This window comes from Sulfitobacter sp. CW3 (assembly GCF_019392245.1).
In the GTDB taxonomy this organism is placed as follows: domain Bacteria; phylum Pseudomonadota; class Alphaproteobacteria; order Rhodobacterales; family Rhodobacteraceae; genus Sulfitobacter.
On sequence record NZ_JAHXRL010000003.1, the window covers coordinates 575,936 to 589,353 of the forward strand.

At 58.5% G+C, this 13,418-nt stretch carries 16 protein-coding genes, 1 tRNA gene and 1 other RNA gene; 11 read left to right on the plus strand and 7 right to left on the minus strand.

Annotated features, from left to right (window positions below; genetic code table 11):
- Positions 1-3: 3 nt before the first annotated feature.
- Both KZZ06_RS09760 and KZZ06_RS09765 read right to left on the minus strand, forming a co-directional pair.
- A complete protein-coding gene (locus KZZ06_RS09760; RefSeq protein ID WP_219579835.1) occupies positions 4-1,140 on the minus strand; it encodes a polysaccharide biosynthesis/export family protein in 1,137 nt (378 codons plus the stop codon).
- A gap of 116 nt (positions 1,141-1,256) precedes the next feature.
- Positions 1,257-2,549, minus strand: a complete 1,293-nt coding sequence (locus KZZ06_RS09765) for a capsule biosynthesis protein (RefSeq protein WP_219579836.1) — start codon at positions 2,547-2,549, stop codon at positions 1,257-1,259.
- 131 nt (positions 2,550-2,680) lie between these two features.
- On the opposite strand from KZZ06_RS09765, the gene KZZ06_RS09770 reads away from it, so the two are divergent.
- The 5 genes from KZZ06_RS09770 to nusB all read left to right on the plus strand — a co-directional run bounded on the left by KZZ06_RS09770 (position 2,681) and on the right by nusB (position 6,134).
- Positions 2,681-3,268, plus strand: coding sequence for a riboflavin synthase (locus tag KZZ06_RS09770; protein ID WP_219579837.1), 588 nt, complete (start codon positions 2,681-2,683; stop codon positions 3,266-3,268).
- On the plus strand, positions 3,265-3,840 hold the full coding sequence (locus tag KZZ06_RS09775; RefSeq protein ID WP_219579838.1) for a hypothetical protein: 576 nt from the start codon (positions 3,265-3,267) through the stop codon (positions 3,838-3,840). Before KZZ06_RS09770 ends, KZZ06_RS09775 begins: the two co-directional genes overlap by 4 nt.
- Before the next feature lie 139 nt (positions 3,841-3,979).
- On the plus strand, positions 3,980-5,104 hold the full coding sequence (gene ribB, locus KZZ06_RS09780) for a 3,4-dihydroxy-2-butanone-4-phosphate synthase (RefSeq protein WP_219579839.1): 1,125 nt from the start codon (positions 3,980-3,982) through the stop codon (positions 5,102-5,104).
- A gap of 5 nt (positions 5,105-5,109) precedes the next feature.
- Positions 5,110-5,658, plus strand: coding sequence for a 6,7-dimethyl-8-ribityllumazine synthase (locus tag KZZ06_RS09785; RefSeq protein ID WP_219579840.1), 549 nt, complete (start codon positions 5,110-5,112; stop codon positions 5,656-5,658).
- Entirely contained in the window at positions 5,655-6,134 is a 480-nt protein-coding gene (gene nusB, locus KZZ06_RS09790) for a transcription antitermination factor NusB (RefSeq protein ID WP_219579841.1), read from the plus strand. The genes KZZ06_RS09785 and nusB overlap by 4 nt, the downstream gene beginning before the upstream one ends.
- A gap of 53 nt (positions 6,135-6,187) precedes the next feature.
- Here the strand turns inward: nusB and ssrS are convergent.
- The 3 genes from ssrS to KZZ06_RS09805 all read right to left on the minus strand — a co-directional run bounded on the left by ssrS (position 6,188) and on the right by KZZ06_RS09805 (position 8,445).
- A non-coding RNA gene (gene ssrS, locus KZZ06_RS09795) (6S RNA) lies at positions 6,188-6,341 on the minus strand.
- Positions 6,342-6,388: 47 nt separating this feature from the next.
- The gene (locus KZZ06_RS09800; RefSeq protein WP_219579842.1) at positions 6,389-7,156 is read right to left on the minus strand and encodes a hypothetical protein; all 768 of its coding nucleotides are present in this window, start codon (positions 7,154-7,156) and stop codon (positions 6,389-6,391) included.
- The gene (locus KZZ06_RS09805; protein WP_219579843.1) at positions 7,153-8,445 is read right to left on the minus strand and encodes a hypothetical protein; all 1,293 of its coding nucleotides are present in this window, start codon (positions 8,443-8,445) and stop codon (positions 7,153-7,155) included. The genes KZZ06_RS09800 and KZZ06_RS09805 overlap by 4 nt, the downstream gene beginning before the upstream one ends.
- Positions 8,446-8,552: 107 nt before the next feature.
- Between KZZ06_RS09805 and KZZ06_RS09810 the strand changes: the two genes are divergently transcribed.
- Positions 8,553-9,011 carry an MmcB family DNA repair protein gene (locus KZZ06_RS09810; RefSeq protein ID WP_219579844.1) on the plus strand — a complete coding sequence of 153 codons (459 nt, stop codon included), beginning with the start codon at positions 8,553-8,555 and terminating at the stop codon, positions 9,009-9,011.
- Positions 9,012-9,098: 87 nt separating this feature from the next.
- Here the strand turns inward: KZZ06_RS09810 and KZZ06_RS09815 are convergent, their stop codons facing one another.
- Positions 9,099-9,299: a DUF6324 family protein gene (locus tag KZZ06_RS09815; RefSeq protein ID WP_093915779.1), complete on the minus strand. Its 201-nt coding sequence runs from the start codon at positions 9,297-9,299 to the stop codon at positions 9,099-9,101.
- Positions 9,300-9,446: 147 nt separating this feature from the next.
- On the opposite strand from KZZ06_RS09815, the gene KZZ06_RS09820 reads away from it, so the two are divergent.
- Positions 9,447-9,523 (plus strand) — tRNA-His (locus KZZ06_RS09820).
- 44 nt (positions 9,524-9,567) lie between these two features.
- On the opposite strand, the gene KZZ06_RS09825 is transcribed toward KZZ06_RS09820, so the two are convergent.
- Positions 9,568-9,852 carry a DUF6476 family protein gene (locus KZZ06_RS09825; protein WP_219579845.1) on the minus strand — a complete coding sequence of 95 codons (285 nt, stop codon included), beginning with the start codon at positions 9,850-9,852 and terminating at the stop codon, positions 9,568-9,570.
- Between KZZ06_RS09825 and KZZ06_RS09830 the strand changes: the two genes are divergently transcribed.
- The 4 genes from KZZ06_RS09830 to KZZ06_RS09845 all read left to right on the plus strand — a co-directional run bounded on the left by KZZ06_RS09830 (position 9,851) and on the right by KZZ06_RS09845 (position 13,348).
- Positions 9,851-10,885, plus strand: coding sequence for an RluA family pseudouridine synthase (locus KZZ06_RS09830; protein WP_219579846.1), 1,035 nt, complete (start codon positions 9,851-9,853; stop codon positions 10,883-10,885). The two genes, KZZ06_RS09825 and KZZ06_RS09830, sit on opposite strands and share 2 nt — an antisense overlap.
- 185 nt (positions 10,886-11,070) lie before the next feature.
- On the plus strand, positions 11,071-11,967 hold the full coding sequence (gene rpoH / locus KZZ06_RS09835) for an RNA polymerase sigma factor RpoH (protein ID WP_219579847.1): 897 nt from the start codon (positions 11,071-11,073) through the stop codon (positions 11,965-11,967).
- Positions 11,968-12,087: 120 nt separating this feature from the next.
- The gene (locus tag KZZ06_RS09840; RefSeq protein WP_219579848.1) at positions 12,088-13,050 is read left to right on the plus strand and encodes a Gfo/Idh/MocA family protein; all 963 of its coding nucleotides are present in this window, start codon (positions 12,088-12,090) and stop codon (positions 13,048-13,050) included.
- A 28-nt stretch (positions 13,051-13,078) separates the two neighbouring features.
- Positions 13,079-13,348 (plus strand): DksA/TraR family C4-type zinc finger protein, encoded by a 270-nt coding sequence (locus KZZ06_RS09845; RefSeq protein WP_219579849.1) that lies wholly within the window; start codon positions 13,079-13,081, stop codon positions 13,346-13,348.
- Positions 13,349-13,418 lie beyond the last annotated feature (70 nt).

Consider the following 13,418-nt stretch of genomic DNA (forward strand, 5'->3'; position numbering starts at 1 on the left):
CGATCAGTCGCTCGAGGCGAGATTGCTCAAGCTGTTGAGCGAGCCTGCAGGGCCAGTGATCGAGGAGATAACCTTGCTCCACTGGGTGAACGGCGCTTCGGTGACGTAAAGCGTGTCGCCATCGCGGATCACAAAGTCACGGGCCATGAACATGCCGTTGGGTTTGGTCAGGTTCAGCACATAGACAAGGCGTTGCGCCCCTTGCAGATCGTTGCGGCCCAGAACCTGTGCGGCGACTTCTTGGGGTTCATTGCGGAACACAAATACGCCGGTCGGATCGGCCGAGCGCGCATTCAAGCCGCCAACCTGTGCAAGGCCTTCTAGGGCGGACAGGTTTTGCGATTCAAACGGGACCCTTTGTTGCGCTCCGGTGGCCCCTAGTGCTGTGAATGAACGTGTGTCTTCTTCGACCAGAATGCGATCGCCACCGCGCAGGGCGATGTCCAGCTCGGGGTGTTCATACAGGTCTTCGAACCAGATTTTGCCACGTTGCCCGCCGCGCAGAACGGTGACCTGAGCAATTTCCGGCGTGATCGACACACCGCCCGCACGCGCCAGCATGGTCGACAAGGTACGCGTTGGACGTTCAATGGCATAGACGCCTTGGGCACCGACGGATCCGATTAGGGATACTGTCGCACCGTCGCCTGCAATGCGGCGTACCTGAACCTGCGGATCGGGTGTTTGTTCGGACAGACGTTCGGTGATGATGCGGCGGATCGCTTCGGGGGAATTGCCCGATGCCTTGATGCGCCCGGCATAGGGCACAAAGATAAAGCCGGCCCCGTCAACTTGTACTTCTTCCAACAAGGTGGCGTTGCTGGCCGGATTTGCAAGCAGCCCGTCATCGACATTTTCCCAGATTGTCAGGCCCAATGTATCGCCGGCATTGATCGTATCGGAACCAATTTGCCCTGCGTTAATAAAGGCTTGGCTAAAGCCCAAGGCGGGGGTCACGGCGGTTGCACGGGACACGCGGTCATTGACCTCGACGATGAATGCGTCGCCGTCGCGCTGCACGGAGCCGGAATAAATCTGACGTTTATTTGGGCCGACTTGCGGTAAGCCACATGACGATATCACGGCCACTGCCGCAAGAACTGCGATGGGACGTGCCCACCGAAAAGATACGGATTTCACTGCCCGGTCTCCTCGACCTATTCAAATTCTGCCTCAAGATCGCCGATTGTTTCGACGTAATTTGGGACAACCTATCGCAGTTCAGATCAAAAATCTACTGTTTGTAAGGGATTGGCCTAAGTTACAGCGCGTAACTGTTGCCGGGGGGCCGCGGTGCCCCGTTCAAGGGCCTCATAGGGGTCATGATCGGCCAGCATCATATCCACCACTTGGCGTAATAACTGGGTCCGCCCTCGGGTGGCATAGAACCCACCGGGCAGCTGCGACGTCTCAAGCAGATAGCGACGGTAGTCCTTGTAGGCCTTGTTGTCCGGGCGGGCGGCCGCTGCAAAAAATTCCGTCAACGGTTGATCGGATACGAATTCGGGCTTGGAATAAACGGCGCGGCCAAACACCTTGAGCGGGATACCGCGCCAGAGCACTTGCTGGCCCGCGGTTGAATTCACCGTCACGGCAGTGCGCGCATCGTTCAAAAGCTGCGCCAGCTTGCCGCCGCGCACGTAATGCACGCGGTCAGACACACCCAATTCGCTGGCAATGCGTTTGAGGTCGCGGCGCACGGGCGCGCGGCCGTCTTCCAGCGGGTGTGCCTTGACCACCAGATGGTGATGGCGCGGCGCGCCGCTTGCAAACCCTTCAAGCACGAGACGCAGGAAATCCGACATCGTATCGAACTTGGAATGTTCTTGAAACGAGCTGTCATGTTCCAGCTGCAACAAGGCCAGATGATAGGGGAATCCCCCCAACCGAACGCGCATTGTCGCGATCAACCGGTCCAAGGCTAACAGGGGCATCAACAACAAACGCTTGATATACAGCCCGAATTCTTTGGTCACAGGGATGTTGCGGTGGGGGCGGAAATTGCGATAATCGCCGTTCCGGGCAAGGATAAACCAATGATACAGCGCGCCATAGAACACATGCTGGCGCATGTCGCCCCAGTGACCGGGGGGCAAGGGGGCCTCCATGTCGGAATTGGCCAGTGCCGCTTGCATTTGGTCGATGGTCATATCCATCAGCCGGGAATTGCCGTTTGACCCGCCGCGCTCGTAGGTGACCCAGTAGGGCCGCATATAGCCTTCCTCGAACACATGCACGGTCAGGCCACGGGCTTTGGCTTCGGCCACCGCCTGCGCGTGGATCGGGCGCGTGTCGCCATACAGCACAATATCAGTGACACCTTTGTCGGCGAGCAGTCCAACAAAGGTGTCTTTCCAAGCGTCCGCCTTACCCCGAAACGGGATATAGCTGGCCGGATGAAACCAGAATGCCCGGTCGCCTGCGTTAAAACCTACGCGCCACACCTCAGACCCGGCAAGCCGGAGCATTTTACCCAACCTGTTAAAGAAGGGGCCATGGGGACCTTGCAAAAACAAGAAAACCCTATGATCTGAAGGGGCGGAGTTCATCTATGGCTTTCGGTTCAATATGGTTAACAAAGGTATATCCACTCAATTAGGGCTAAAATGGGGCACTGTTGCGGACTTGTCATGATCGGGGCGGGGGGCTAACTCCTTGGGGGATAGATAAAGGGCTGCGTATGTTTACAGGAATTATCACAGACGTCGGGAAAATCGCAACGCTTGTACAAGAAGGTGACCTGCGTGCGCGCATCGAGACCGGATATGATACAAGCCGGATCGATATGGGCGCGTCCATCGCCAGCGATGGCGTCTGCCTGACTGTCGTGGATCTGGGGCCCAATTGGTACGAGGTACAAATCAGCGCCGAAACCGTCGAGAAAACCAACCTTGGCGACTGGACGCCGGGGCGACGGCTGAATCTTGAGCGGGCGCTTAAGGTCGGGGATGAACTGGGCGGGCACATCGTATCGGGCCATGTTGATGGCGTGGCCGAGGTGATCGCGATGCAGGATGACGGCGACAGTACCCGCGTTACCCTGCGTGCGCCGCTGGCGCTTGCACGGTTTATCGCGCCCAAAGGATCGGTTGCGCTGAATGGCACGTCACTGACCGTGAATGAGGTGAACGGTTGTGATTTCGGCATCAACTTTATCCCCCATACCAAAGAAGTAACGACATGGGGCGATGTAGCGGTCGGGGACCGCATCAACCTCGAGATTGATACATTGGCGCGGTACGTCGCGCGGCTGGCAGAAATGTCATGAGCGCGGGCATCGGCCATAACAACGGCCCCAGCATGGAAACCGGCCATAAATGGCGCAGCTTCCAATGGCAAAAAGCGCGCGAAGCGGCGATGCCAAAGACGATCCCGCTGATGGTGGTCAAGATGCGCGTCAAACGGGCACGCGAGTTGGGGCTGGATTACAAGGCATATGCCGCAATCCGTCAGGCCACGGGGCGTGATATTCTGGCGTTGCTATTCTCGAACAATGCGCTGCGGGTGGTGCGCGCGGATGCGCCGCAAATGCCGGTACGTCAGGCCGATGTGTTGACGGCCGTTCAAGGCGCGCAGAAACTGGCGCTGGTGCATCGTCCGCTGGTTCCGGCACGGATCGGCGCGGCCAACCCCGCGTTGGATTTTGTCGATCAGGCCCCCAAGTTCACCGACAGCTGGTCTGATATGCGCGATCATCTGACCGGTGCGGTGCAGGGCCGCAAGCTGGCTGGGGATCAGGTATTGATTATCGGCGACACCGCGATTGAACGCGACTGGTCCGCCGCAAGCAAAGCTGCGGGATATCTTGCCGCGGGGCGGTATTTCGGGGCAGGGGCCTAACGCGGGCACCTGCGCGCAAATGACGCCGCGGAATCGAGTTTATTTGGCAAAATGAAGTAGGGGCGTTGGTGTGCCTGCTCTGGCAAAGTGGTGCATGGTGGGCTATGTGCCAGATCACGTGACACAAGAGGAATGCCCCATGCAATTTGAAACGCCCGGCCCGGTTGAAACTGAATTGTCATCGGCCATCTCTCCTATTGAAGAGATCATCGAAGAGGCCCGGCAGGGTCGTATGTTTGTGCTGGTCGATCATGAGGACCGCGAAAACGAGGGCGATCTGGTGATCCCCGCGCAGTTTGCCGATGCGGTTGCAATCAACTTTATGGCCACCCACGGGCGCGGATTGATTTGTTTGCCCCTGACCGAACAGCGGGTGGATAAGTTGGGATTGCCGATGATGGCGGTCAATAACTCGGCCCGCCACGAGACCGCATTTACGGTGTCCATTGAGGCCCGCGAAGGCGTGACGACCGGCATTTCCGCAGCCGACCGTGCGCTGACCGTGCAGGCGGCAATTGACGAAGACATCGGCCCCGCAGATATCGCCACACCGGGACATGTGTTCCCCCTGCGCGCCCGTGATGGTGGCGTGCTGGTACGTGCCGGCCATACAGAGGCTGCGGTGGATATTTCGCGGCTTGCGGGTTTGCACCCCTCGGGCGTGATCTGCGAGATCATGAAGGAAGACGGCACCATGGCGCGGTTGCCAGATCTGGTTGAGTTCTGCAAAGAGCACGACATGAAGATGGGCACGATCAGCGATTTGATTGCCTACCGTCACAAGCACGACAACCTGTTGGTCGAGCGCACAAGCCGCACGGTGACATCGGCCTATGGCGGCGACTGGAAGATGCAGATCTTTACCGACGAGATCAGCGGCACCGATCACGTGGTATTGTCCAAGGGCGATTTGACCACGGACGCGCCTGTGTTGGTGCGCACCCACGCCATCAACGCGTTGGAAGATATTTTGGGCCTTGGTCCCAGCCCCGCAGACGAATTGCCCCGCGCCATGCAGATCATCGCAGACGAGGGGCGCGGTGCCGTGCTGTTGTTCCGCGACCCCGATCCGCGCCTGCGGTTCGAGGACGAGGAAGACGAGCGCCCGCGCACCATCAAACGCACGGGTCTAGGGTCGCAGATTATGGCAACGCTTGGCCTGCACGAACTGGTTTTGCTGACGGATAATCCTGAAACACGCTATCTTGGTCTGGACGCCTACGGCCTTAGCATCGTGGGCACGCGCCCCATCACAACGGAGTAATCCCAATGGCTGCTACAAATCACACCACATTGGTCACGCCGCAGTTCGACAAACCCGTTAAGGTTTTGATCGTCTTGTCGCCCTATTATTCCGACATCGCGGATGGATTGTTAAAAGGGGCCAAAGCCGAATTGGAAGCTGCGGGCGTTGAATGGGACGTGGTTGAAATGCCCGGTGCGTTGGAGATTCCGACGGCCATCGGCATTTCGGACCGCAAAAGCAACTTTGACGGCTATGTCGCGTTGGGCTGTGTGATCCGTGGGGAAACAACCCATTACGAGACCGTGTGCAATGACAGCAGCCGTGCGCTGCAATTGCTGGGCTTGCAGGGGCTGTGCATCGGCAACGGCATCCTGACCGTGGAAAATCACGAACAGGCGGCGGTCCGTGCCGATCCTGCCGGGCAAAACAAGGGCGGCGGCGCTGCTGCTGCGGCCTTGCATCTGATCGCGCTCGCCCGTAAGTGGGGCGAAATTCGCAAAGACATCGGTTTCAAGCCCCGCTCGGATGAATATCTGATGGCGGGCGACAATGACGGACCCAAGACAGCATGACACCCACCGCCGGCCTTTCGGGCAATCAAAAACGCAAGATGAAATCAGCCTCGCGGCTTTACGCGGTGCAGGCGCTGTTCCAGATGGAACATTCATCGCAAAGCTATGACACCGTGAAGGTAGAGTTCCTGAACCACCGGTTCGGGGCCACCTATGACGGCGAGGAAATGATTGACGGCGATATTCGTCATTTCTCTCAGGTGCTTGAGACGGCTGTGAACGACCAAGCCGCGATTGACCAGATGACCGACCGCGCCTTGGTTGCGAAATGGCCGATTGCCCGCATCGACCCGACCTTGCGTGCCCTGTTCCGTGCAGCGGGTGCTGAATTGCGCGATCAGGACACACCGCCAAAGGTCGTGATCACCGAATACGTAGACGTCGCACGCGCGTTCTTTGAAGGCAGCGACGAGCCGAAATTCGTGAACGCGGTTCTGGATCACATGGCCCGCGAATCCCGTCCCGACGCATTCTGAATTAATTTTCGGGTATCAGGTGCAGGCGCTGGTTTCAGGCGCTTGCAAAGTGTGACGGAACCACCACTGCCGTACCGTTGTATATTCCCGAGGACCTGTATGTACAGGTGGGCGCCAGGTAAAAGAACCAGGGTTCGAACAGAGCCAGCTCCCTCGGATTTGCTTAAGGCCACTGGAATGTAACTTTTACAAACAGGGCAGAACCGTCACAGCCAACAGGTAGGCCTGCGCTGGCCCCGCGACAAGGGGCTATCTTAGCTGCCGCTCGGTTTTTCTATAAAACGGTAGCGTTCCAGCTCCTGCGGCAGCAGCACATAGATTTCATCGGGCGGTGTGACCAATGCATGCTGCATGACCAGCGGATCGATGCCCATGTCATCCAGATATGCCATGACCTCCCCCTGACCCCGCTGAATGTCTTCGACCGCGACAAAGGCAGGCAACAGCGTACTTTCCCCGAAATAATGTTGGTGAACACCCACTGAGGCATCATCGGGGATGGTGCGATTGGTGCCGGCGGCCAGCAAATAGGGGCAGGCGGAATAACAGATATCGCCAGACCGCAATGCCGTTGTCAGATCGGCATCGCGCAGATAGCGGCCCAGCAATAGCGCGTCTTGCACCGATCCGCCGGGGGAGTTCAGGATCACGCCTTGGGGTTTCGGGTCAAGCTCGGCCAATTGTTTCTCGATCCGTTCGGCGTCGCCCGGCACGATGCCGCCTTCCAGCAGCGCCCTTTGTCCGCCTTCAACCACGGTCAGCGTTAACCGGTCGGGCAGGGGCGATGATGGCATGGGCTGGCCGCCGGGCGGGGCGCGGTCGGGGCGAAAGCGCCGTGTTTGGTCACCGGGGCGCACGGGTTCGGTCAGCTCTGGCGCGCGGGGACCAAAGCCGGGCAGGCGCAACCCGTCACGCAAATCGCCCCAAAACAGCAGCACAGCGAGCCCCAGTTGAAAGATCAGCACCCACATCAGCACCCTGCCAATCGGGTTGCGTTTGGGCGTGTTTACCGTGTCGCTCATGATGATTTCAACGGGGTGACGCGCGGCGGGCTTTCGGTGGTGGCCTCGGCGATCTCCACCGCCCCTTTCATCGACGCTTCGACATCACGCATGGCGTTCACGGCAGCCCGCAGTTCGGCCAGCGTCAGGGTTTCCTCGATCGACGTGCCTTCGCGCCCTTCGCGGATTGCGTTTTGGGTGATGGCAAGGATGAACACCAACACGGCGGGCAACAGATCAATCGCGATGGCCCCGGCCCAGGATGGCACAAAGTTGCGCGCGTATTTGATCACCGCATCGGCGCTGGATATCGGGGTATATGTGGTCTCGGTCGGCGGTGGCATGGCCAGCACGGCTTGGGCCGCACGTTCCAGCGTTGTCGCACGTTGGGCCAGTACCTCAAGCACCGATGTGATGGTCGAGGCCTGATTGCCGCGCTGTTCTTCCGAACTGCCGTCAAGTTCGGGCAGCACAACCGAGGCCGACAAATCCTGCGCTGCACGCTCTACCAATGAGGCGACGGAAAGCTGGCGCAATTGTGTGATCAAACCTGCAAGCCGCACGGCCTGTTCTGAAAACTCGACGGAACGTGCCTCGACGGGGCCGGGCTCAACCGTCAGGGCGCGCATCCGGCTTAGCAATTGGTTACCTTCGGCAAAGGCGGCTTCGACCAACGGAGTTTGCGTGGCGATCTGTGCCTCAAGCCCTGCCAGTTCCGATGATTTCTGCCGCAGCACGCGAAACACAGCGCCGCGCCCGGCTAGGCCGGATAGCCCGCCGCTGGCTTCCTGTTCGCTCAGATCTTCGAAACTTTGGCGCACACGGGTCACGTCGCGCTCTAACCCTTGGGCCGACAGGGCAATCTCGTGGGCGCGCTCCAGCGATCCCTGATATTCCTGAACCGTGACGGCCAGATGCTGCTCAACCGCCGCCGATCCCGCAAGCGCCGCCGCGTTCAGCCAACTGGACATCGCGATGATCGCGAATGACCCCAGCCCCATGGCCCCCAACAACCCGACACGCGCCCGCGCGCCGCGCACGGCGGGGAACAGACGCAGCATGTAGGACCAGAACACAAAGATGCCCACAGATACCGCGATCGAATAGGCAATCGCCGCAAAGGCCGACATCGCGCCATTGTCATCCAGCAAGGACGAGACCCCAAGATAGGTATAAATCCCGGACGCGACGGCCAGAACCCCCAAGGCCGTGCCAGAAAATGTATCCAGCCAACTCAGATGCCCCTCAAGCTCAAGGGCATAGCGCGCCCCGCGCTGGTTGCCCGACGTATGGGATGTTTCATCTGCCATGGATCGCCCCCTTATCACAGGCTCCAAAGATAGGGCGTCGGACCAGGATTACCAAGCCGCAAGGTCAGGCCTTGCCTCATGTTCACCTATTGTTCATAGTTGCGGCCATGATGCTTGACGACTCTAAACAACTTCAGCCCGGTCAAATTCTGGCACGTGGCGTGGCGCGCCACCTGTCCGCCCTTGGCTTTGTCTGCGTCGAGGAACTTGTCCCGACCCGCGGCTTGCGCGTCGATGTGATGGCCCTTGGCCCCAAGGGCGACATCTGGATCGTCGAATGCAAATCAAGCCGCGCTGATTTCATGACCGATAGTAAATGGCAGGGCTATCTTGAGTGGGCAGACCGCTTTTTCTGGGCCGTTGACGCGGATTTCGACACAGACCTGCTGCCGGATCATTCAGGCCTGATTATCGCCGATGGCTACGGTGCCGAAGTGTTGCGTATGGGCGAGGAAACCCGCCTTGCCGCTGCCCGCCGCAAGGCCATGACCCTTAAATTTGCAACCCACGCAGCGCGCAGGCTCCATCATTTGCGCGATCCGCACATGACCCCGCACTGGGACTGATTTGTTATTTCCAAATGGATCTAAATCCCGGGGGGCCGCGCCTTGGCGCGGTGGGGGCTGGCCCCCTTTATCCCCACGTCAAAGCGCTTAGCGCTTTTTCTTGCCGGCTTTACCTGCGCGGTGGGCCGCTGCCATGATCTCTTCGGCGATCTCGACGGCCTCGTCAGGCGTGAAATCCATCGGAATCTCAATGCCACCTTCGGCCTCGACAAAAAGCCGGACCATGCCCGCATCGGTCGGGCCGATTTGCAGGTTTGCTTCGATGTCGCGTTCAGTGTCGATACCCATAGGTCCCTCCGAAATGATGTCGCCAGCGTTAGCGCGGGCGCAGATGAAAGGCAAGTTTGACCAAACATGCCGATGTGGCGAACAATTTAAATTCGGGCGTCTTAGGGTATTGCAATCTTTTTGCTTGGACGTTAGATCGGCGCAAGTGCCGCCTTAGCTCAGTTGGTTAGAGCGCCTGATTGTGGATCAGGAGGTCCCTGGTTCGAGACCAGGAGGTGGTACCATCACCCCCCCCATTCAGATAAACCGCTATCCTAGGGGAAAATCGCTATTCGATATCGACTGTTTGGCGCAAAGCGCCGCTTGTCCGGTCGAAGATCAAAATCTGATTATCCTGTGTCACAACCGCATACCAATCCATGCCTTGGGTAAATGCCGCCGCCTTTCCACCGTTTGGCAATACAATCACATCCGGTAAATCTGGTGCTTTGCTCGAGAAGCGGATGACAAGCAGGCCAATCACGACTAGAAGGCCGCAAATCATTGTGGCGGTCAGCACCGTCACCAGTCTCCGCAGGAACTTTATGTTTGGGGGCTCGGAAGGATCAGTCATGTCGCACCGCCGTATCAGCTTTGTCATCGCGGACACACCGCCGCCGCGCCTTGATAAGGCGCTTGCCCGCGATGTGCCAGAGGATGCGAACCTGTCGCGCACCCGTTTGCTGCGCCTGATCACCGATGGTGCCGTGCAAATTGACAGCTTTGTCGTCACAGACCCACGTGCGCGCGTCATGGAAGGGCAGGAAATCACCATCGACGTCGAAGAGGCCGAGGAAAGCCATATCGCCCCCGAATCCATCCCGCTTGATGTGATCTTCGAGGATTCCGATCTGATCGTGATCAATAAACCCGCGGGCATGGTCGTACATCCCGCGCCCGGCAGCCCGTCCGGCACTTTGGTTAACGCGTTACTGGCGCATTGTGGCGATGATCTGTCTGGTGTCGGCGGCATGAAACGCCCCGGTATCGTGCACCGCATCGACAAAGACACATCGGGCCTGCTGGTGGTCGCAAAATCGGACGCGGCCCATCACGGGCTTGCCAAACAGTTCGAAAAACACACGGTCGAACGCTATTATCAGGCCCTCGTTTACGGTGTGCCCGATGCCAATGATCCGCGTCTGCGTGGCGTCAAAGGGGCCAGCTTTGAGCCGGGCAATATCCTCAAGATGACCACGCAGCTGGCACGCCACCGTACCGATCGGCAACGTCAGGCGGTGTTGTTTCAGGGTGGCCGCCACGCGGTCACGCGTGCACGGACGATAAACCGATTTGGCAATCCGCCCGTTCTGGCGCTGATGGAATGCTGGCTGGAAACCGGTCGCACGCATCAGATCAGGGTTCATATGGCCCATGCGGGGCATTCGTTGGTCGGGGATCAAACCTATGGCGGCAAACGCAAACTGCCCAAGGCCGCCTTGCCGGAAATCGCGTCCGTCGCCGTGCGGGCCTTTCCACGGCAGGCTTTGCACGCTGCGGTTTTGGGGTTTGAACATCCCGTGACCAGCGAAATGGTCCGGTTCGAGGCCCCTCTGCCGCGCGATATGATGGAGCTGCTGGAATTGGTCGGGCTGGCGCAGGCGTAAGCAGGCATAATCCGTCACAAACCGCACGTCCGCGTGAGCACGGCACAGCAACCTTTCCTTCATGAAGATTAACCACATATTATTAATCTGACGGTAGAGACCACTTGAAATCAGTGTTAGCGCTCTCCATATCTATGTTAAGCCCAATAACATGGGCCCCTAAAATTAGGGAAAGGGACACGAAAATGGCTAATTACGCAAATCTGCCAGCACCAACACCAGAAGGCGGTCTGAACCGCTATATGCAGGAAATCCGCAAATTCCCGCTGTTGGAGCCAGAAGAAGAATACATGCTCGCGAAACGTTGGGTCGAAGAGCAAGACACCGAAGCCGCGCATAGGATGGTAACATCTCACCTGCGCTTGGCGGCGAAAATCGCTATGGGTTACCGGGGCTACGGCTTGCCGCAAGCCGAGGTGATCTCGGAGGCCAATGTCGGTCTGATGCAGGCGGTCAAACGCTTTGATCCCGAAAAAGGCTTCCGTCTGGCGACCTATGCCATGTGGTGGATCCGCGCCTCGATCCAGGAATATATCCTGCGGTCCTGGAGCTTGGTCAAACTGGGCACGACCTCGGGCCAGAAGAAACTGTTCTTTAACCTGCGCAAGGCGAAAAACCGCATCGGTGCGTTGGAAGAGGGCGACATGCGCCCCGAAAACGTGACCCGCATTGCGACCGACCTTGGGGTGACCGAAACCGAAGTGATCTCGATGAACCGTCGTATGTCGGGGGGCGATGCCTCGCTGAACGCGACCGTCGGGTCCGAGGGCGAGGGCACCATGCAATGGCAGGACTGGCTGGAGGATGAAGACGCCGACCAAGCTGGCGATTACGCCGAGCGTGACGAGTTGGAAACCCGCCGCGAGATGCTGGCCGAAGCGTTGGATGTGTTGAATGACCGCGAAAAGGATATTCTGACACAACGCCGTCTGTCCGATGAAACCATCACACTCGAGGACCTTAGCAGCCAGTATGACGTCAGCCGTGAACGCATCCGCCAGATCGAAGTGCGCGCGTTCGAAAAGCTGCAACAGCGCATGCGCGAACTGGCCCGCGAAAAGGGAATGATGGCAAACGCCTAACGCGCCCATCCGTGTCGAAAAACCACCCCCGCATAGCCCCGGCTATTGCGGGGGTTTCTCATTCTGCCCTCGTCTTGGTCGCAGATCCTGCCTAAACTGCGCCAAAACAGGAGGGTGGACATGAAAACTTTGAACTGGGGCATCATCGGGGCTTCAAAATTCGCGTGCGAGCAAATGGGCCCGGCGATCCACGCCGCACAGGGTGCACGGCTTGCCGGGCTTGCGACGTCCAGCCCGCAAAAAGCAGAACCTTTCAAGGCCTTCGCCCCCGACATTAAGGTGTATCCCGACTATAGCGCGCTGCTGGATGATCCGGGCATCGACGCGGTTTATATTCCGCTGCCCAACCACCTGCATGTGGAATGGACCCTCAAGGCGCTTGAGGCCGGAAAACACGTGCTGTGTGAAAAACCGATGACGATGCAGGCAACGCAATTCGATGAACTGATTGCCGCGCGTGACGCGTCAGGCTTGCTCGCCGCCGAAGCGTTCATGATCGTCCACCACCCGCAAATGATCCGCGCCCGTGATATTATCGCGTCGGGTGCCATCGGCCGTGTGCGCCATGTCGGCGCGACATTCTCGTTTTATAACGGGGATCTGGACAACATCCGTAACAAACCCCAAGCGGGCGGCGGTGGGTTGCCCGACATTGGCATCTATACCTTCGGCTCCGTGCGGTTTTTGACCGGACAGGAACCGCTGTCGATCCCTTATGCGAAAATCGACTATGAAAACGGCGTCGATGTATTTGCCCAAGTGGCGGCGACATTTGACGGTTTCGACTATTCCGCAACGGTGTCCATGCGGATGTTCCCCCGCCAGGAAATCGTCGTTCACGGTGAAAAAGGCGTCTTGCGCCTAAGCTGCCCGTTCAATCCAACCGTTCATTCACAGGCCGAGCTGCACCTTGAGACGGAAAAGAATACAATAACCACGGAACGTTTCCCCGGCACAAATCATTATATTGAACAGGTCGAAGCCTTTGGCCGCTCGGTCACGACGGGTGAAGCCTACCCGTGCCCGCTCGAATTTAGCAAAGGCACACAAGCAATGATTGATATGGCCTATGCAGCACGCTAGGCCCAGATAATCCGAGAGGAAACGTAAAATGGCCGGAGGTTGGGCAAAAGACGGCGCGGTGAGCGAACAGATCGAGGCGTCGATCAACGATGAACTGGCCCGGCTCAAGGCGCGCAAACTGCCGCAGGGCGAAAGCCGCACCCACTGTGCCGAATGCGAAGAACCGATCCCCGAAGCGCGCCGCGCGGCGTTGCCCGGTGTCAAACTCTGCATCGACTGCGTCAATGAACGCGACAACCGTCCAGCGACACGTGGCGGCATCAACCGTCGCGGCAGCAAAGACAGCCAATTGAAGTGAAAACAAAAAACGGGCCTCTGAATATTCAAAGGCCCGTCTTTAATTCCAAATGGCAAAAAATCCTCGCCGA